The following is an 18,726-nucleotide window of genomic DNA, read 5'->3' as shown; positions in this document are numbered from 1 at the left end:
CTCAACAACGCTCCAGGATCGACGCGGTCGACATGGCCCCGCCCGCGCACATGGTGATCAGCGCCGTGTTCGAGTCCCGCCGTTCCAGTTCGTGCAGCGCCGTGGTGAGCAACCGGGCGCCCGTGCTGCCGACCGGATGGCCGAGCGCGATCGCGCCACCGTTGACGTTCACCTTGTCCGGGTCGGGCTGGTGCACCTGCTGCCAGGACAGCACAACGGAGGCGAAGGCCTCGTTGACCTCGAAGAGGTCGAGGTCGCCGATCTTCATCCCGCTCCGGCTCAGCACGCGCTCGGTCGCCTGCACGGGCCCGTCCAGGTGGTAGTAGGGCTCGGCACCGATGAGCGCCTGCGAACGGATCCGCGCTCGCGGCCGCAGGCCCAGCTCGCGCGCCTTGGCGGCGCTCATGATGAGCACGGCGGAGGCCCCGTCGGAGATCTGCGAGGACGTACCCGCGGTGTGCACGCCGTCTTCGATGACGGGCTTGAGCCGGGCCAGTCCTTCGAGGGTGGTGTCGCGCAGGCCCTGGTCGCGGCTGACCAGCCGGGTTTCGCCGGTCGGTGCGCCCTGCTCGTCGAGTACGGGGGCTTTGACAGGGGTGACCTCGCGGTCGAACCTGCCCTCTGCCCAGGCCTGTGCGGCCTTGGCCTGTGAGGCGACGCCGAAACGGTCCACGTCCTCGCGGGTGAGTCCACGCCGTACGGCGATCCGCTCGGCCGCGCCGTACTGGTTGGGCAGGTCGATGGACCACGCGTCCGGTTTGGGCTGCCCGGCGTCCACGCCCCGGTTCGCGCCGAGCGGGATCCGGCTCATCGCCTCGACGCCGCAGGCGATGCCGACGTCGATGGCGTCCGTCGCGATGAGGCCGGCGATCAGGTGCGCGGCCTGCTGGGCCGAACCGCACTGGGCGTCGATCGTGGTCGATCCGGTCGCTTCCGGCAGGCCCGCGTGCAGCCACGCGGTACGGGTGACGTTGCCCGCCTGCTCGCCGGCCTGCGTGACGCAGCCGCCGATCACCTGCTCGACGAGCGACGGGTCCAGTCCGGCCCGTTCCAGCAGCGCCGACTGCGCCGCGCCGAGCAGCTCGGCGGCATGCAGGCCGGACAGCAGGCCGCGCCGTTTGCCGATCGGGGTGCGCACGGCCTCGACGATGACTGCTTCGCCCACGTTGCTCTCCTTTGTCCGGGTCAAAACTAGAACAAGTTACAGTATTTGAAGACTGTGACGCAGGTCAACCGCTATTTGGCTACCTCCCGCAGTCACCTGTTCTACCAGGAGTTTCAAGATCGTCGAAGAAAAAGTAAACGGGTATCACTCGACCTCTTTCTTTAGTTAACACCGTATGCTTCAATCGGCTATAGAACGTGTTCCACGACGTTGTGGCATCCCGGGAGGTAGCCGTGGCAACACCGATGATCCCCGCCGGTTTCGACTTCACCGATCCTGATCTGTACGCGCGGCGGTTGCCGCTGGAGGAGTTCGCGGAACTCCGTCGTACGGCGCCGGTCTGGTGGAATGAGCAGCCGCACAACCTCGCCGGGTACGGCGACGACGGCTATTGGGTGGTGACCCGGCTCGAAGACGTCAAGACGGTGTCACGGGACAGCGAGCTGTTCTCCTCGCAGGAGAAGCTCGCGATCATCCGGTTCGACGAGTCGATGACCGAAGAGAACCTCAACGCCAACAGGCTCGTCCTGCTGAACATGGACGCGCCGCAGCACACGAAGCTGCGCCGGATCGTGTCCAAGGGTTTCACCCCGCGGGCGATCGCGAAGCTGGAGGACACCCTGCGCGACCGCGCGGCGCGGATCGTGCACGAGGCCAAGAAGAACGGCTCCGGGGACTTCGTCCAGGACGTCGCGTGTGAGCTGCCGCTGCAGGCGATCGCCGAGCTGATCGGGATCCCGCAGGAGGACCGCGGCAAGATCTTCGACTGGTCGAACCAGATGATCGGCTACGACGACCCGGAGTACCAGGTCGAGCCGATCGCGGCATCGGCGGAGCTGGTCGGCTACGCCTGGAACATGGCGGAGCAGCGGCGCGGCTGCCCGATGGACGACATCGTCACCAAACTCGTGCACGCCGACGTCGACGGCGAGTCGCTGGCCTCCGAGGAGTTCGGGTTCTTCGTCATCCTGCTTTCCGTGGCGGGCAACGAAACCACCCGCAACGCGATCACGCACGGGATGAAGGCGTTCCTCGACCACCCGGACCAGTGGGAGCTGTACAAGCAGCAGCGGCCGAAGACCGCCGCGGACGAGATCGTCCGGTGGGCCACCCCCGTCGTCGCGTTCCAGCGCACCGCGACGGCCGACACGGAACTCGGTGGGCAGCAGATCAAACGCGGGGACCGGGTCGGCATGTTCTACAGCTCGGCGAACTTCGACCCGGAGGTGTTCGACCACCCGGAGAAGTTCGACGTGCTGCGCGCCGACAACCCGCACGTGGGCTTCGGTGGCACCGGCTCGCACTACTGCATCGGCGCGAACCTGGCCCGGCTGGAGATCGACCTGATCTTCAACGCGATCGCCGACGAGATGCCGAACATCCGCCAGATCGCCGAGCCGGAACGGCTGCGCTCGGGCTGGCTCAACGGCATCAAGCACTACCAGGTCGCGTACTCCTAGGCCGCAGACAAGACGACGTGGGGCGGTGCCGGAAGGTGCCGCCCCACAGTCATGCGCGGGAAAGACGGCGCACGCACCAAGAGACCGGCCGCCCCGATGGGACGGCCGGTCCTGTGGTGCTCAGCGGTTCCCGCTCAGGGTTTCTCGCCTGAGACGACCCACATCGAGAAGTACTGCGACCCGCCGCCGTAGGCGTGGCCGAGCGCGGTCCGCGCGCCGTCCACCTGGTAGTCCCCGGCGCGGCCCATGACCTGCTTCGCCGCTTCGGAGAACCGCAGCATGCCCGACGCGCCGATGGGGTTCGACGACAGCACCCCGCCGGAGGGGTTCACCGGCAGGCGACCGCCGATCGCGGTGTCCCCGGCCTCGGTGAGCTTCCAGCCTTCACCCTCGGGCATGAAGCCCAGGTTCTCCAGCCACATCGGCTCGAACCAGGAGAACGGCACGTAGATCTCCGCCGTGTCCACTTCGGACAGTGGATCGGTGATCCCGGCCTCCGCCCACAGCGCCGCGGCCGCGTCCCGGCCCGCCTGCGGGCTCACCTGGTCCCGGCCGGCGAACGTCGTGGGCTCCGTGCGCATCGCCGTCGCGCGGATCCACGCCGCACCACCGGAAACGGCGTCCCCCGCCGCTTCGTCGCCGATGACCATCGCGCAGGCACCGTCGGAGGACGGGCAGGTCTCGTCGTAACGGATCGGGTCCCACAGCATCTGCGAAGCCTGCACCGACTCCACCGTGATGTCGGACTGTCGTAGGTGCGCGTACGGGTTCAGCGCCCCGTTGCGCCGGTCCTTCGCCGCCACAATCGACCCGATGTGCTCGGGCGCGCCGGAGCGGCGGATGTACGAGCGCACGTGCGGCGCGAAGTACCCGCCCGCGCCGGCGCCCACCGGCATCGTGAACGGCGGCATGATCGACAGCGCCCACATCGCGTTCGACTCGGACTGCTTCTCGAACGCCACCGTCAGCACCCGGCGATGCACCCCGGCCTGCACGAGGGAAGCCGCGACCAGTGCCGTGGATCCGCCGACCGAACCCGCGGTGTGCACGCGCAGCAACGGCTTCCCGGTCGCGCCGATCGAGTCGGCGAGGAACAGTTCGGGCATCATGACGCCCTCGAACAGGTCCGGCGCCTTGCCGATCACGACCGCGTCGATGTCGGGCCAGTCGACCTGTGCGTCGGCCATCGCCCGGTCGATCGCCTCGCGCAGCAGGCCCGGCATCGACACGTCGGTCCGCCTGGCGCGGTGGTGGGTCTGCCCGGTGCCGAGCACCGCGGCCAGTTGCTTGCCCATCTAGTCGAGTCCTTCCATGACCGCGACAAGGTTCTGCTGCAGTGCCGGCCCGCTGGTCGCGTGTGCGAGCACCTTCCCGGCGCGCCCGGCGAAGATCTCCTTGGCCGCCTGGCCGATCCGCGCCAGCCCGGCGGCGAACATCGGGTTCCCGGCCAGCGCCCCGCCGGACGGGTTGACCCGCACGTCGTCCTTGAGCCCGAGCGCCGCGCGGAGGATGAGCTCCTGGTGGGAGAACGGCGCGTGCAGCTCGGCGACCTCCACACCGGACACGCCGATCGCCTTCGCCGCGGCCTCGGCCGATGGCGCGCGCGTGAGGTCACGGGCGCCCAGCACCGGAGTGTCGACCCGGTGCTCGATGCCGGTGATCAACGCGGGCCGCTCGGCGAGATCCTTGGCCTTCTCGGCGGAAGCCAGGATGATCACGGCCGCACCGTCGGTGATCGGCGCGATGTCGTGCGCCCGCAACGGATCCGCGACATACGGCGCATCGAGCAGGCCGGTGATGTCGACTCCCCGGCTGCGGGCGGCCACCTCGGCCAGGTCCTTCTCGCTCCACAGCCCGGTGTCCAGGCCCATCCTGGCCTGGATGCCCGCGATGCTGATCGAGTCCGGCCACAGCGGCGCGACCGTGTAAGGGTCGAGCTGCAGCGACAGTACCCGGCGTAACTGCCCCGCCGAGGATTTGCCGAAGCCGTACACCAACGCGGTGTCCACTTCGCCCATCCGGATCTTCAGCCACGCCTCGTAAAGCGCCCACGCGGCGTCCATCTCGACGTGCGATTCGTGGATGGGCGGGAAGGCGCCGATCGCGTCGATCGCGGAGATGAACGAGAACGCCCGCCCCGCGAGATAGTCCGAGGAACCCGAGCACCAGAATCCGATGTCCTTTTTGGACAAGCCGGTCTGCGCGTACACCTCGGCGAAGATCGGCACCAGCATTTCCACGCCGTTGGTGGTGCCTTCCGTGCGCCGGACGTGCGGCGCCTCCGCGAAGCCGACCACTGCGACCTCTGGCATGACTACACCTTTCACAGATGGTGGGCGAACGATTCGTACGGCGCGTCTTCCTCGCCGGTCGGCTCGAAGTGGTCGATGTTCTCCAGGCTCGTCCACCACTCCTCGCGCGGCTTCCACGCCGCCCGCACGCGCATGCCCATCCGCACCTCCGAGGCGTCGCAGCCGAGGACCAGGTGCAGGAACGCGATGTCCGCGCCGTCGAGCAGGATGTATGCGGCCACATACGGCGGTTTGATGCGCTGGCCGAGGAACGGGACGTTCACGATGCAGAACGTGGTGACGATCCCGGTGTCGGGCAGTTCCACCTCTTCGGCCGTCGGCACCCCGTCGGTGGGGCACGAGCCACGTGGCGGGATGTAGACCTGCCGGCACGCGGGGCAGCGCTGGCCGATGAGCTTGCCCTCGGCAAGCCCTTGCAGGTAGCGGCTTTCCTCCGGCGAGGCCGAGTGTTCGTAATGCAGGTGCACCGGTGTCATGATGATGCTGACCGGCGCGCCTTCCTCCCGTTTCGCCACCGGGGGAGGCGGGGGCGCCGCACCGTCCTCGGCGCCGATCGGCACGAAGTACGCGATATCGCGGATGTGCCCGACCAGTTCGTCCGCCCAGCGCACGCGAACGCGCAGTCCGGTGTGGATTCCGTCCGGACTGCCCGCGTCGACGGCGTGCAACATCGGGGTGTCGGCGCCGTCGAGCTTGATCAGCGCCCAGGCGAACGGGCGGGTAAGTGGTTGCGCGTCAAGGGGATTGGGCTGCCACGACCACGACAGCACAGTTCCTTCGGCGGTCACCGGGACGAATTCGGTCAGCGGCTGCGCGGTCACCGGGTCGTATTCGACCGGGGGCACGTGCACCCGGCCGTCCGAACCACGCACGCCTTCGATGCGGCGTTCGCGCAGGCCGTTGACGAACCGCCCGAGCACCGGCCCGAGCGAGCGCGTGTAGTCGAAACCGACATCGAGCGGAGCAGACAGCGGTGTAGTCACCCCTGGAGTGAAACACGTTCTCGAAATGACGGCAAGACGCAGTTGGCCACGCATGGAACAAGTTCTAGAACCAGGATGGACAACTGATCGTTTCCGTTCGGGTCGGGGGTGGCCGGCCAAGCCGGTCGGGCACCGGAATGCAAAAACCGCCCGGCTCCCGAGGCCGGGCGGTTCGTCCTGGCTGCCCCTACTTCCCCTCGAACCGGGGCTTGCGCTTCTCCGAGAACGCCTTCGGCCCTTCACGTGCGTCGGAGGACTGGAACACCTTCAGCCCGTACTGGGCTTCCAGCTTGAACGCTTCCTCCTCGTGCATGCCCTCCGTGTCGCGGATCGTGCGCAGGATCGCCTGCACGGCGAGCGGGCCGTTGTCCGCGATCTTGCCGGCGATCTCCAGCGCGCGCTCCAGTGCCGTGCCGTCGGGGACGACCTGCCCGATCAGGCCGATCTCCTTCGCCTCCGCGGCCGTGATGTGCTTGCCCGTCAACAGGATCTCCGCCGCGACGGTGTACGGGATCTGGCGCGGCAACCGCACGGCCGAACCGCCCATCGGGAACAACCCCCAGCGCGCCTCGGAAACGCCGAACTTCGCGCTCTCCCCGGCGACCCGGATGTCCGTGCCCTGCAGGATCTCCGTCCCGCCCGCGATCGCGGCGCCCTCCACGGCGGCGATCAGCGGTTTGGTCAGCCGGCGGCCCTTGAGCAGACCCTCGATCTTGCCGGGGTCGAACGTGCCCTCCTTGTAGGAGTCCGCCGGCGAGTGGCGCGACATCGACTTGAGGTCCGCGCCCGCGCAGAACGCGCCGCCGGCGCCGGTCAGGATGCAGGACCTGATCTCCGGATCGTCGTCGACGCGGTTCCAGGCGCCGACCATGATCTCCATCATTTCGCCCGAGATCGCGTTGCGTGCTTCCGGGCGATTCATCGTCACCACGAGCGTGTGTCCGCGTTGTTCAACGAGAGCGTGCGGCTCAGCCATCGACTACCTCCACCGGGGCCATTGCCCAAAACAATAACATGTTCTACTTTGACTGAGTGGCTTACAACATCGCGGATCTCCTCGAGCACGCCGTCGACGCCGTGCCGGATCGGACCGCGGTCGTCTGCGGCGGCCGTGCGGTCACCTACGGTCAGTTGGAGCGGCGGGCCAACCGGCTCGCCCACCACCTTGCCGCGCAGGGTGTCGGCAAGGGCGATCACATCGGCGTTTACTCCCGGAACTCCATAGAGATGATCGAGGCGATGTTCGCGGCGTTCAAGCTCCGCGCCATCGCGATCAACGTCAACTACCGGTACGTGGAGGGCGAGCTCAGGTACCTGTTCACCAACGCCGATCTGGTGGCGCTGGTGCACGAACGCCAGTACGCGGACAAGGTCGCCGCGGTGCTCCCGGACGCCCCGAAATTGAAACACGTTGTAGTCGTCGAAGACGGCAGTTCCGAACACTTCGAAGGCGCCGCCTACGAGGAAGCGCTGGCGGACAATTCGCCGGAACGCGACTTCGGTGAGCGCAGCGCGGACGACATCTACATGCTCTACACCGGCGGTACGACCGGCTACCCGAAGGGCGTCGTCTGGCGGCACGAGGACGTGTGGCGTGCGCTCGGCGGCGGTATCGACTTCCTCACCGGCGAGTACATCCCCGACGAATGGACCCTCGCCGAACAGGGCAAGCAGGGCGCGATGGTGCGGCTGCCCGCGGCGCCACTGATCCACGGCGCCGCGCAGTGGGCCGCGTTCGGCGCGCTGTTCGGCGGCGGGACGGTGGTGTTCGTGCCGCAGTTCGACGCCGACGACATCTGGCGCCAGGTGGCCGAGCACAAGGTCAACGTGCTCACCATCGTCGGCGACGCGATGGCCCGGCCGCTGCTGGACGCCTACAAGCGCGGCGGTTACGACGCGTCGTCGCTGGTCGCCGTGTCCAGTCACGCCGCGCTGTTCTCGCATTCGGTCAAGCAGGAGTACCTGGCGACCTTCCCGAACATCGTGCTCACCGATGCGATCGGCTCCACCGAGAGCGGGTTCACCGGGATGGGCATGGTGGCCAAGGACGCCGACCACTCGGCGGGACCACGGGTGAACTTCGGCAAGGACGCGATCCTGCTGGACGACGAAAACCGTGTGGTGGAACCGAAACCCGGCGCCACCGGGCGGATCGCGCGCCGCGGCCACGTGCCGGTGGGCTACTACAAGGACAAGACCAAGACCGACCAGATCTTCATCGAGGTCGACGGCGTCCGCTATGTCATCCCCGGCGACTACGCGCGCTACGAGGACGACGGCACGGTCACCCTGCTGGGCCGTGGTTCGCAGTGCGTCAACACCGGCGGCGAGAAGGTGTTCCCGGAAGAGGTCGAGGGCGCGCTGAAATCGCATCCGGACGTGTTCGACGCGCTCGTCATCGGGGTCCCGGACGAACGGCTCGGGCAGCGGGTCGCCGCGATCATCGAGACCAGGGAAGGGAAAACCCCGGATCTGGACGCGATCGAGGCGCACGTGCGGACCGAGATCGCCGGGTACAAGGTGCCGCGCACCGTCTGGGTCGTCGACCAGGTCGGCAGGCTGCCCAGCGGCAAGCCCGACTACCCGTGGGCCCAGCGCCACGCCGCCGAAAACCAGCCCGCCCGTTAGACCAGTCGCCAGGAGGCTTCATGCGCACCGAGTTGTGCGAGACGCTCGGTATCGAGTATCCGATCGTCGGTTTCACCCCGTCCGAACACGTCGCGGCCGCGATCAGCAAGGCGGGCGGGCTCGGGGTGCTGGGCTGCGTCCGGTTCAACGACGCGGCCGAACTGGACGCGGTGCTGGACTGGATGGACGCCAACACCGGCGGGCGGCCCTACGGGGTGGACATCGTGATGCCGGCGAAAATCCCCACCGAGGGCACCCAGGTCGACATCGAGAAGCTGATTCCCGAGGAGCACAAGGCGTTCGTCGAACGAACCCTGCGTGAGCTGGGTGTGCCGGAGCTGCCGCGGAACGTCGAGGAACGCGCGGGCGTACTGGGCTGGCTGCACTCGGTGGCGCGCTCGCACGTGGAGGTCGCGCTCAAGCATCCGATCAAGCTCATCGCCAACGCGCTGGGCTCGCCGCCGGTGGACGTGATCGAGCAGGCACATTCGCACGGGGTGCCCGTCGCGGCGCTGGCCGGCAAGGCGGAGCACGCCGCGCGGCACGTCGCCAACGGCGTGGATTTCATTGTGGCGCAAGGATATGAGGCCGGTGGGCACACCGGCGAGATCGGTTCGATGGTGCTGCTGCCGGAGATCGTCGACGCGATCGACGCGCCGGTGCTGGCCGCGGGCGGGATCGGCTCGGGCAGGCAGGCCGCGGCCGCGCTCGCGCTGGGCGCCTCCGGCGTGTGGATGGGCTCGACCTGGCTGGCCACCCGCGAGTACCTGGAAACCATGCCGAGTTCGGCGGCGATGCAGTCCGCGCTGATCGACGCGACGTCCTCGGACACCGTGCGCACCCGGATCTACACCGGCAAACCCGCGCGGCTGCTCAAGACCAGGTGGACCGAGGCGTGGGAGATCCCGGAAGCACCGAAGCCGCTCCCGATGCCGCTGCAGAACATCCTCGTGTCGCACGCGCACAACCGGTTGCACGAGGCGAACGACCCGCAGCTGGTGTCCATGCCCGCGGGCCAGATCATCGGGCGCATCAAGGAGATCCGCCCGGTCGCCGACATCATGACCGAACTGGTCGAGGGCTACGAGCAGGCGCTGGCGAGGCTGGACAAGACCCGGGGTTGACGCATACGAGTACTCGTGTTTGAGTAGGCCGGGTGAGCGTGACCCGGTTGTTCGTGCTCGGTGCCCTCGCCAGGTGGGGGCCCATGCACGGGCACGGCATCAGACGGCAGGCCCAGACCGACCGCACCGAACTGTGGACCGACATCAAGCCGGGTTCGCTCTACGGTGCGCTCGCCCGGATGGCCGGCGACGGGCTGATCGAGGTCGCGTGCACGCAGCAGGAGGGCAACCTGCCCGAGCGCACCGTGTACCGCATCACCGATCAGGGCCGTCGCGCGCTCGCCGAACTGCGGGCGCGCATCATCGCTGACACCCGCCTCCGGCCGGATCCGCTCGATCTGGCCCTGGTCTACAGCGACGACTGCGCCGAGCTGCGGGAGATGATCGAGGAACGGCTCTGCGCGCTCAGGCGCGAGCTGGCGTCCTGGCAGTCCACGAGCGCGAAGGCGGCACCCTTCCTCGAGGGCTTGGAGCCCTTGATATTCGAGCACGCGCAAAGCCGGCTCGAAGGGGAGATCGGCTGGCACGAAAGGCTGGCCGCACAGTTGAAGGGGAAAGCATGATCCTGGTGAGCGGGGCGACGGGCAACGTCGGCCACAACGTCGTCACCCAGTTGCTCGAAGCAGGAGAGAAGGTGCGGGCGATCGCCCGCAATCCCGAACGTCTGAGCTTCCCGCCGGAAGTCGAGGTGCTGCGCGCGGATCTGACCGAACCGGAGTCGCTCCCGGCCGCGCTCGCCGGTGTGGAGCGTGCCTTCCTGTTCCCGGTCCCCGGGGCGACGGAAGGATTTCTGGCGCAGGGCAAGGACCTTCGGCAGGTCGTGCTGCTGTCCTCGATCTCGGTGGACGACGAGGAGGAGAACTCGATCGGACTCATGCATCTCGCCCACGAGCGGGCGCTGGCGGCTTCCGGTCTCAAGTGGACATTCGTACGGCCGGGCGGGTTCATGACCAACGACCTCGCGTGGGTGCCCGGGGTCAAGGCCGGGGTGGTGCGGGCGCCGTTCGGTGCGGCAGCCCAGGCGTCGGTCGACGAGCGCGACATCGCGGCCGTCGTGGCGCAGGCATTGCTCGACGAGGCGCACGCGGGGCAGATCTACCGGCTGAGCGGGCCGGAGTCGCTGACCGTGGCGCAGCGGGTGCGCATCATCGGCGACGTGCTGGGGCAGGAAGTCCGGTTCGAGGAACAGGATCCGGCCGAAGCCCGGCGCCAGATGGTGACCTACATGCCGGAGCCGATCGTCGACACACTGCTCAGTACGTTCGAAGGACTCGTGGGCACCACCGCGCCGGTCCTGCCCGACGTCGAGCGCGTGACCGGCCGCCCGCCGTTCACGTACGCGAGCTGGGTGGCGCACCACGCCGCCGATTTCCGCTGACCCAGTAAGCCACTGCGCCGAGCGCGAGCACCACGCAGCCGGCGATCACCGACGGCAGCGGCAGGCTGAACGCCAGCAGCACGCATCCCACCAACCCGGCCACCGGGATCACCCGGGCGCCCAAGGTGAACGCCGAGGCGTTCGCGATCGCGTAGTAGGTCAGCACGGCGAACGACGAAAACCCGATCGCACCACGGAGATCCGTCGTCGTCACGAGGATCGCCACCACCACGCCGACCGCGAGCTCGGCGTGGTGGGGCACCTTGAACCTCGGGTGCACGGCGGCGAGCGCACGCGGCAGCCGGCCGTCCCGCGCCATCGCGAACGTCGTCCGGGAAACGCCGAGAATCAACGCCAGCAAGGAACCCAGCGCCGCGAGCGCCGCACCGGCCCGGACCACCGGCGCCATCCAGCCGGGCACGGCCTGCGCGATCGGGTCCGAAGTGGACGCCAGCGCCGGGCCGAGCCGTAAGACCAGCAGTACTCCGACAGCCGCGTACACGACGAACGTGATGCCCAGCGCGATCGGGATCGCCCGGGGAATCGTGCGGGCCGGGTCGCGGACCTCCTCGCCGAGGGTCGCGATCCGCGCGTATCCCGCGAAAGCGAAGAACAGCAGACCGGCGGACTGGAGGATTCCCTTGCCGTCAAAGGAGATTCCACTCGCGAACGGCTGGGTGGACATCGCGGTGGCCGAGGCGGCGAGCACCACGAGTGTCACCGCGACGAGCACTCGCGCCAGCCAGGCCGAACGCTGCACACCGAAGTAGTTCAACGCGGTCAGGGCAAGTACCGCACCGGCCGCGACCACCGGCTGCCACCCGGGCGGCGCCACATAGGCCGCGACGGTCAACGCCATCGCGGCGCAGCTCGCGGTCTTGCCGACCACGAACCCCCAGCCGGCCAGATAACCCCAGAATTCGCCGAGCCGTTCCCTGCCGTACACATACGTTCCACCCGAGGACGGGTACATCGCCGCGAGCCGCGCGGACGAACTCGCGTTGCAGTACGCGACGAGCCCGGCGAGCACCAGCCCCACCAGTAAACCCGCCCCCGCAGCGCGCGCCGCCGGTGCGAACGCGGCGAACACCCCCGCGCCGATCATCGAACCCAGCCCGATCACCACCGCGTCGGTGGTCCCCAGCCGCCGCGTCAGCCGTTCGTTCACGCCCACATTGAACCCGATGCAACCCCTCGGCGCGCCTGTTCCGTCTTGGTGACATGAGGTGGAAAGGAATGCTCGCCGCGACAGGAATCGTGCTTCTCACCGTGACCGCGTGCGGTCAGCGGCCGGAGAGCGTCCCGGCCGCCGGGGGAGGCGCCACGACCCCCACCAGCAGCAGCGCGGCGGCGCCGACCAGACCAGGGAACCCGCAGACCTTCCCGGCCGGCCTGCTCGTCGTGCCGCCGGGCCAGCTCGACACGAGCGCGCTGGCTTCGGACTATCCGCGCGAGGTCTTCGTCACAGCGGACGGGAAGACGGTCTACCTCCGGGCCGAGGAAGGCGGCTGCGGGAAGGCGACCGTGGAAGTCCGCGAAGAGACCTCTTCGCAGGTCGCGCTCAATCTGATCGAGACCAAGTCCAGCATCAAGGGCCAGATGTGCACGATGGACATCCGTTACCCGGTGGTCTCGGTGCCGCTGAGCGAGCCGCTCGGGCAGCGGAAACTCGTGCTCTCCAGCGAGAAGCGCGGCGGCTGATGTCCTAGCGTGTCGGGCATGGCCAAACGTCAAGTCTCCGGCACGCGCACGGTCGCGACCACACCGGAAGAGATCTTCGCCCTGCTGACCGACCCGTCGAAGCACCCGGTGCTCGACGGGTCGGGCACGGTCAAGGCCGCGCAGGCCGGTGGCCCGGAGAAGCTCGAACTGGGTTCGAAGTTCGGGATGGACATGCGGATGGGCGCGTCGTACAAGATCCTCAACACCGTGGTCGAGTACGAGGAGAACCGGCTCATCGCGTGGCGGCACTTCAACGGCCACCGGTGGCGCTGGCAGCTCGAGCCGGTCGAGGGCGGCACGAAGGTCACCGAGACCTTCGACTGGTCCACCGCGCGCGTGCCGTTCCTGATCGGGATCAGTTTCTTCCCGAGGAAGAACAAGCAGGGCATCGAAAAGACCCTCGACCGGCTCGCCGGGATGTACCCGGTCCAGGCGCGGTGACCTACTCGGCGACCGGCAGTCCTGCTTTGCGGGCCGCCTCGGCCATCCGGCTGTCGTAGGTCACGAGCGCGGTCAGTTCGGAGCCGAGTTGCTCGGCACTGGCGACGTGAATCGCGTCCACTGAGCGCGACATGCCGGGAACCCGGACCGCGTCGGTCAGCTTGATTTCTTGTGCGCCCAGGAATTCGTCGAGCGCGTCGGCGTGACGCCTGCGTACGACGAAGGTCACGAGAGGATCGCGCTCGGGTTGTAGGAAAGGCTCACGAACGGAAGCTGATCTGCAGCACCGGTTCCGAGGTCTCGGAGAAGAAGTCGTTGCCCTTGTCGTCGACCACGATGAACGCCGGGAAGTCCTCGACCTCGATCTTCCACACGGCTTCCATGCCCAGCTCCGGGTACTCCAGGACGTCGACCTGCTTGATGCAGTCCTGGGCCAGCCGCGCGGCCGGGCCGCCGATCGAGCCGAGGTAGAAGCCGCCGTGTTCCCGGCAGGCCGCGGTGACCTGCTTGGACCGGTTGCCCTTCGCCAGCATCACCAGTGATCCGCCGGCCGCCTGGAACTGGGCCACATAGGAGTCCATGCGGCCGGCGGTGGTCGGGCCGAACGAACCCGAGGCGTAGCCCTCCGGCGTCTTGGCCGGGCCGGCGTAGTAAACCGGGTGGTCCTTCAGGTACTGCGGCATCTCCTCGCCGGCTTCGAGCCGCTCGGCGATCTTGGCGTGCGCGATGTCGCGCGCCACCACCAGTGGCCCGCTCAGCGACAGCCGCGTCTTCACCGGCAGCTGCGTGAGCTGCGCGCGGATCTCGGCCATCGGCCGGTTCAGGTCCACGCTCACGACCTCGTCGGACAGGTCGTCCTCGGTGACCTCGGGCAGGAACCGTGCCGGGTCGCGCTCCAGCTGCTCGATGAACACCCCGTCGGCGGTGATCTTCGCCTTCGCCTGGCGGTCGGCGGAGCAGGACACCGCGATGCCCACCGGGCAGGAGGCGCCGTGCCGGGGGAGCCGGATCACGCGCACATCGTGGCAGAAGTACTTGCCACCGAACTGCGCGCCGATGCCGAACTGCCGGGTCATCTCCAGCACCTGCTGCTCGAGGTCCTTGTCGCGGAACCCGTGCCCCAGCGGGGAACCCTCCTGCGGCAGGTTGTCCAGGTAGCGCGCGGAGGCGAGCTTGGCGACCTTGAGGTTGAACTCGGCCGAGGTGCCGCCGACGACGATCGCGAGGTGGTACGGCGGGCAGGCCGCGGTGCCGAGGCTGCGCAGCTTCTCGTCCAGGAACCTGGCCAGGCGCTTGGGGTTCAGCACCGCCTTGGTCTCCTGGTAGAGGAAGGTCTTGTTGGCGCTGCCGCCGCCCTTGGCCATGAACAGGAACTCGTAGACCGGGTCCTTGGCGCCGTCCTTGTGGTAAAGCTCGATCTGCGCCGGGAGGTTGGTGCCGGTGTTCTTCTCCTCCCAGAAGTTCACCGGGGCCATCTGCGAGTAGCGCAGGTTCAGTTCCTGGTAGGCGTCGAAAACGCCGCGCGCCAACGCTTCCTCGTCGGTGCCACCGGTGAGCACACCCTCGCTGCGCTTGCCGATCACGATCGCGGTGCCGGTGTCCTGGCACATCGGCAGCACCCCGCCCGCGGAGATCGCGGCGTTGCGCAACAGGTCCATCGCGACGAACCGGTCGTTACCGCTGGCCTCCGGGTCGTCCACGATGGCGCGCAGCTGGGCCAGGTGCGAGGAACGCAGCAGGTGCTGGATGTCGGTGATCGCGGTGCGCGCCAGGTTCGTCAGCGCCTCCGGTGCCACTTCCAGGAACTTGCGCCCGCCGGCCTCGACGACGCGCACGCCTTCGGGCGTGACGAGCCGGTACTCGGTCTCAGTGTCAGGGGCGAGTGGCAGCACGTCGGTGTACTGGAACGAGGTGGTGGTGGCGGTCACGCACGGCTCCCTTGCACGCGGTTCGGGTGGTCATCGACGTTACCGCGTGCATCCCCGTACCGACTGTGCGGTGTGGGCAAGAACTATTCGGGAACCGGATGATGAAGATCGCGGTCCGGCTCTGCGCAAGTTGCCGGGAAACGAAAAGGGTCCCGGAAAGTCGGAAGGCCGGGCCCACCCCGACGGACCCGACCTTCCGGGGCAAGCGACCGGCAGAACCGGTCGCGAAGCTCACGTCCGGAAGACGTGTTCGTCCTCCGGACGTTGCTTCGACCGTCTCGTGACGTACGTCATATGTCAACGGGCCGTTTGGGTAATGCGCCAGTTACCCTCAGCTCGCATATGCGCGGAGCCGCTCGGCCCGCTCACCCTGACGCAGCTTCGACATGACCTCGCGCTCGATCTGACGCACCCGCTCCCGCGACAGCCCGAAATGCTTGCCGATCTGGTCCAGTGTGCGGGGCTGCCCGTCGTCCAGGCCGTAGCGCAGCCGGATCACCGACTGCTCGCGCTCGTCGAGGGTGGCCAGCACCCGGCGCAGATCGTCCTGCAGCAGACCGGAGATCACCGCGCTCTCGGCGTCGGTCGCCTCGGAGTCCTCGATGAAATCACCCAGCGGAGCGTCCTCCTCGGTGCCCACCGGCATGTCCAGACTCACCGGGTCGCGCGCGTGGTCGAGCAGGTCGGCGACCTTCTCGGCGGCTATCCCGGACTCCGCGGCCAGCTCCTCGTTGGTGGCCTCGCGGCCGAGCTGCTGGTGCAGGTCCCGCTTGATCCTGGCGAGCTTGTTGACCTGCTCCACCAGGTGCACCGGCAGCCGGATGGTGCGCCCCTGATCCGCCATGCCCCGGGTGATCGCCTGCCGGATCCACCAGGTCGCATACGTCGAGAACTTGAACCCCTTGGAGTAGTCGAACTTCTCCACCGCGCGGATCAGACCCAGGTTCCCCTCCTGGATCAGGTCGAGCAGTGGCATCCCCCGGCCCGTGTACCGCTTGGCCAGGGACACGACCAGCCGGAGGTTGGCCTCCAGCAGGTGGTTCTTGGCCTGGTGGCCGTCCCTGATCAGGGCCTTGAGCTCGGTGCGGCGCTGGTCGGAGAGCTTCGGCGCGGTCTCCAGCATGTGCTGGGCGAACACCCCGGCTTCGATCCGCTTGGCCAGCTCGACCTCGTCGGCGGCGGTGAGCAGCGAGGTCTTGCCGATGCCGTTGAGGTAGACGCGCACGAGATCGGCGGCGGGGCTCTGTGCGTCGAGGTCGGCGTCCGTCATCGCCGGAGCAGGTACGCTGGTGTCGACAGCCGGTTCCGGGAGCTTCCGCTCGCGGGGCCGCCGAGGCTTCCGCTCTAGAGTCTGTACTGACATGTTTGCCTCCCCGGTCACGGGCTGACACTTTGGTGCGTCACACCGGCTGTGCGTCGCGGCCCGGGCCTGTGGAACCCGGTACGCGAATCCAGCTTGTTGGCTGAACACTTGGGTCAACGCGGTCAGCCCTGATTTCGTTCCCGCGCTCCCGAGGAATGGACGGGGCGTCAGCCAATCCGGTTGCTCGACCAAGCCTGAGGTTTTCCTGAGAGGCAGAGGTCTAGACCTCGACGAGTACGGTGAAGGGCCCGTCGTTCACGCTGTGTACAGCCATCTTCGCGCCGAATACGCCGGTGCTCACACGGGCGCCGCGGCCGGAAAGTTCACCGATGACGGTGGCGAAAATCTCCGCCGCCCGCTCCGGCCGGGCGGCCGCGCTCCACGATGGACGGCGCCCCTTGCGGGTGTCGCCGTACAGCGTGAACTGGCTCACCACGAGCAATGGCGCACCGGTACCGGCGCAGGATTGCTCGCCGTCGAGGACACGCAGCTCGTGCAATTTGCGCGCCATCACCGGCGCCTTGTCCGCCGTGTCATCGACGTGCACCCCGAGTAGCACCAGCAATCCGGGCTCGTCGATCGCGCCGACGGTCTCCCCGCCCACCACGACGCTCGCCTCGGTCACTCGCGCGACCACCGCCCTCACGCTGCCTCCTTGCCGGACGCGGCGAGCCGCGGCTGTGTCTTCGCGTCGGCCGGCGTGCTGCTTGATTGTTCGGACCTGCAAGCAGTCCTCACCCTGGCTCGACCATCCCGTGCCGCACCAGTTCCCGGAACATCGGCACGGCCGTTTCGGCCAGTTCCCCGGCAGTTCCGCCGTGCGCGAACGCCAGCAGCTCCAGCAGGTCGGCCAGCGGGAGCGCGCCGCGGCAGCCGGCCAGCAGCGCCTCGGCCAACTCGTCCACCTCGTGCTGCCAGCCGGGCCCGTCGCTGCGGTGCAGCCGGCGGACAGTGGTCTCCCAGCCTTCGTCGCCGGGAGAGTCCACTCGTTCCAGCAACACCGTCGGCGGCACGCGGAAGCGGGTGTCGAGCAACTCGTTTCCGTGTTCGCGCAACCACGCCACGCGATCCAGCCACGCGCCGGCCTCGGGGCCGAGCGGGTCGTCGTAGGCCTGCCGGAGGTCTTCGCACACGATCGTCGGGTCGGCGACCTCCGCGCGGCGCAGCGTGACGAACCCGAAGCCGATGCCTTGCACCTTCGCCTCGTTGAACCAATCGAGCCACGCACCGGCCTTGGCCCGGCCCTCCGGCGAGCGCGGGTCGATTCCCGCGTCGCGCAGCCAGGTTCCGACATACAGCCCGGGATCGGCGATATCGCGTTGGACGAACCACGCGTCGGTGCCCGGCGGCAGCCAGCGCGCCACGCGGTCGCCCCAGTCCTCGCCCTCGATGTGCAGCCACGACGCGAGCAGCTGCCCCACTCCGCCCTCGTTGAGGAAGGCCGGCAGCTGGCGCACCACGAGCGCGGAACCGTCGTCCCCGGCCAGCCCCGAGTCGCGATAGGTGTAGTCGACCCTCGCGGGCCCGACGACGAACGGCGGGTTGCACACGATCTGGTCGAACCGGCGGCGCGCCACGGGCGCGAACCATTCGCCGCGCAGCAGTTCCGCGTCGATCTCGTTGAGCCGGAACGTGACGCTTGCCAACGCGAGCGCGCGCGGCGAAAGGTCCGTCGCCGTCAGGCGCTCGGCGTGGCGCGACGCGTGCAGCGCCTGCACCCCGTTGCCGGTGCCGACGTCGAGCAGCGAACCCACGGGGCGGCGGATCGTCGCGCGGATCAGGCTCAGCGACGCGTGTCCCACGCCCAGCACGTGATCGGTGGGCACCTCCGTGCCGAGCGCGTCGGAGTCCAGATCCGAGACCACCCACCAGGAACCCTGCTCGTCACCGTGCGGGCGCACGTCCAGGCCCGCCTGCACTTCGTCGCCCTTGCCGCGCAGCAACCCGGTCGTGAAGGCGTCTTCGAGCGGAACCGGTGCGAGCGCGGCCCGCACGTCGGCTTCGGATTCCTTGCTGCCCAACAGGAACAGCCGGATGAGCGTGCCGAGCTCCCCGGCGTCACGGCTCGCCCGGAACGCTGCCTCCGGCTCACCGCGGCCGAGCGCGGCGTGTGCCGCGAGGCCCAGCGCCCCGACCACTCCATCGGTGTCGTAACCGGTGCGCCGGAACGCGTCTCGCAGGCGGGCGCAGAACTCGTCGGAAAACTCGGGATTCACAACGGG

At 68.5% G+C, this 18,726-nt stretch carries 18 protein-coding genes; 7 read left to right on the top strand and 11 right to left on the bottom strand.

Going from position 1 to position 18,726, the window contains the following annotated elements; genetic code table 11:
- Position 1: 1 nt before the first annotated feature.
- On the bottom strand, positions 2-1,165 hold the full coding sequence (locus VHD82_RS12660) for a steroid 3-ketoacyl-CoA thiolase (protein ID WP_325701618.1): 1,164 nt from the start codon (positions 1,163-1,165) through the stop codon (positions 2-4).
- 233 nt (positions 1,166-1,398) lie between these two features.
- Here VHD82_RS12660 and VHD82_RS12655 point away from each other — a divergent pair, with 233 nt between their 5' ends.
- Entirely contained in the window at positions 1,399-2,625 is a 1,227-nt protein-coding gene (locus VHD82_RS12655) for a cytochrome P450 (protein ID WP_325701614.1), read from the top strand.
- Positions 2,626-2,759: 134 nt separating this feature from the next.
- Here the strand turns inward: VHD82_RS12655 and VHD82_RS12650 are convergent, their stop codons facing one another.
- The 4 genes from VHD82_RS12650 to VHD82_RS12635 form a co-directional block, all read right to left on the bottom strand.
- On the bottom strand, positions 2,760-3,920 hold the full coding sequence (locus tag VHD82_RS12650) for a thiolase domain-containing protein (RefSeq protein WP_325701611.1): 1,161 nt from the start codon (positions 3,918-3,920) through the stop codon (positions 2,760-2,762).
- Positions 3,921-4,937 carry a thiolase domain-containing protein gene (locus tag VHD82_RS12645; RefSeq protein ID WP_325701608.1) on the bottom strand — a complete coding sequence of 339 codons (1,017 nt, stop codon included), beginning with the start codon at positions 4,935-4,937 and terminating at the stop codon, positions 3,921-3,923. It lies immediately after the preceding gene.
- Between the two features lie 11 nt (positions 4,938-4,948).
- Positions 4,949-5,974: a Zn-ribbon domain-containing OB-fold protein gene (locus VHD82_RS12640; protein WP_325701605.1), complete on the bottom strand. Its 1,026-nt coding sequence runs from the start codon at positions 5,972-5,974 to the stop codon at positions 4,949-4,951.
- A gap of 133 nt (positions 5,975-6,107) precedes the next feature.
- A complete protein-coding gene (locus VHD82_RS12635; protein ID WP_325701602.1) occupies positions 6,108-6,896 on the bottom strand; it encodes a crotonase/enoyl-CoA hydratase family protein in 789 nt (262 codons plus the stop codon).
- 56 nt (positions 6,897-6,952) lie between these two features.
- Between VHD82_RS12635 and VHD82_RS12630 the strand changes: the two genes are divergently transcribed.
- From VHD82_RS12630 to VHD82_RS12615, 4 genes are read left to right on the top strand one after another with little or no spacing between them, the layout of a single operon-like run.
- Positions 6,953-8,548 (top strand): acyl-CoA synthetase, encoded by a 1,596-nt coding sequence (locus VHD82_RS12630; RefSeq protein WP_325701599.1) that lies wholly within the window; start codon positions 6,953-6,955, stop codon positions 8,546-8,548.
- A 20-nt stretch (positions 8,549-8,568) separates the two neighbouring features.
- Positions 8,569-9,672, top strand: coding sequence for a nitronate monooxygenase family protein (locus tag VHD82_RS12625; RefSeq protein ID WP_325701596.1), 1,104 nt, complete (start codon positions 8,569-8,571; stop codon positions 9,670-9,672).
- A 32-nt stretch (positions 9,673-9,704) separates the two neighbouring features.
- Positions 9,705-10,235, top strand: coding sequence for a PadR family transcriptional regulator (locus VHD82_RS12620; protein ID WP_325701593.1), 531 nt, complete (start codon positions 9,705-9,707; stop codon positions 10,233-10,235).
- Entirely contained in the window at positions 10,232-11,050 is an 819-nt protein-coding gene (locus VHD82_RS12615) for an NAD(P)H-binding protein (protein WP_325701590.1), read from the top strand. Before VHD82_RS12620 ends, VHD82_RS12615 begins: the two co-directional genes overlap by 4 nt.
- Here the strand turns inward: VHD82_RS12615 and VHD82_RS12610 are convergent.
- Positions 11,004-12,155: an APC family permease gene (locus tag VHD82_RS12610; protein ID WP_414637504.1), complete on the bottom strand. Its 1,152-nt coding sequence runs from the start codon at positions 12,153-12,155 to the stop codon at positions 11,004-11,006. The two genes, VHD82_RS12615 and VHD82_RS12610, sit on opposite strands and share 47 nt — an antisense overlap.
- A 131-nt stretch (positions 12,156-12,286) precedes the next feature.
- On the opposite strand from VHD82_RS12610, the gene VHD82_RS12605 reads away from it, so the two are divergent.
- Together VHD82_RS12605 and VHD82_RS12600 are read left to right on the top strand one after the other, a co-directional pair.
- Positions 12,287-12,751: a hypothetical protein gene (locus tag VHD82_RS12605; protein ID WP_325701584.1), complete on the top strand. Its 465-nt coding sequence runs from the start codon at positions 12,287-12,289 to the stop codon at positions 12,749-12,751.
- Between the two features lie 18 nt (positions 12,752-12,769).
- Positions 12,770-13,213 carry an SRPBCC family protein gene (locus VHD82_RS12600; RefSeq protein ID WP_325701581.1) on the top strand — a complete coding sequence of 148 codons (444 nt, stop codon included), beginning with the start codon at positions 12,770-12,772 and terminating at the stop codon, positions 13,211-13,213.
- A 1-nt stretch (position 13,214) separates the two neighbouring features.
- Here the strand turns inward: VHD82_RS12600 and VHD82_RS12595 are convergent, their stop codons facing one another.
- The 5 genes from VHD82_RS12595 to VHD82_RS12575 form a co-directional block, all read right to left on the bottom strand.
- On the bottom strand, positions 13,215-13,442 hold the full coding sequence (locus tag VHD82_RS12595) for a hypothetical protein (protein ID WP_325701578.1): 228 nt from the start codon (positions 13,440-13,442) through the stop codon (positions 13,215-13,217).
- A 31-nt stretch (positions 13,443-13,473) separates the two neighbouring features.
- Positions 13,474-15,141: a fumarate hydratase gene (locus VHD82_RS12590; RefSeq protein WP_325701575.1), complete on the bottom strand. Its 1,668-nt coding sequence runs from the start codon at positions 15,139-15,141 to the stop codon at positions 13,474-13,476.
- Positions 15,142-15,472: 331 nt separating this feature from the next.
- Positions 15,473-16,504 carry a sigma-70 family RNA polymerase sigma factor gene (locus VHD82_RS12585; RefSeq protein WP_325701572.1) on the bottom strand — a complete coding sequence of 344 codons (1,032 nt, stop codon included), beginning with the start codon at positions 16,502-16,504 and terminating at the stop codon, positions 15,473-15,475.
- 220 nt (positions 16,505-16,724) lie between these two features.
- Complete coding sequence (gene dtd, locus VHD82_RS12580) at positions 16,725-17,150, bottom strand: D-aminoacyl-tRNA deacylase (protein WP_325701569.1); 426 nt, start codon at positions 17,148-17,150, stop codon at positions 16,725-16,727.
- 88 nt (positions 17,151-17,238) lie between these two features.
- On the bottom strand, positions 17,239-18,720 hold the full coding sequence (locus VHD82_RS12575; protein WP_414637499.1) for a DUF7059 domain-containing protein: 1,482 nt from the start codon (positions 18,718-18,720) through the stop codon (positions 17,239-17,241).
- Positions 18,721-18,726: the final 6 nt, after the last annotated feature.

It is taken from the genome of Amycolatopsis sp. (genome assembly GCF_035546795.1).
Lineage (GTDB): Bacteria > Actinomycetota > Actinomycetes > Mycobacteriales > Pseudonocardiaceae > Amycolatopsis_E.
The sequence above is the reverse complement of the archived record's forward strand: the minus strand, read 5'-3'. Positions and strand labels throughout refer to the sequence as shown.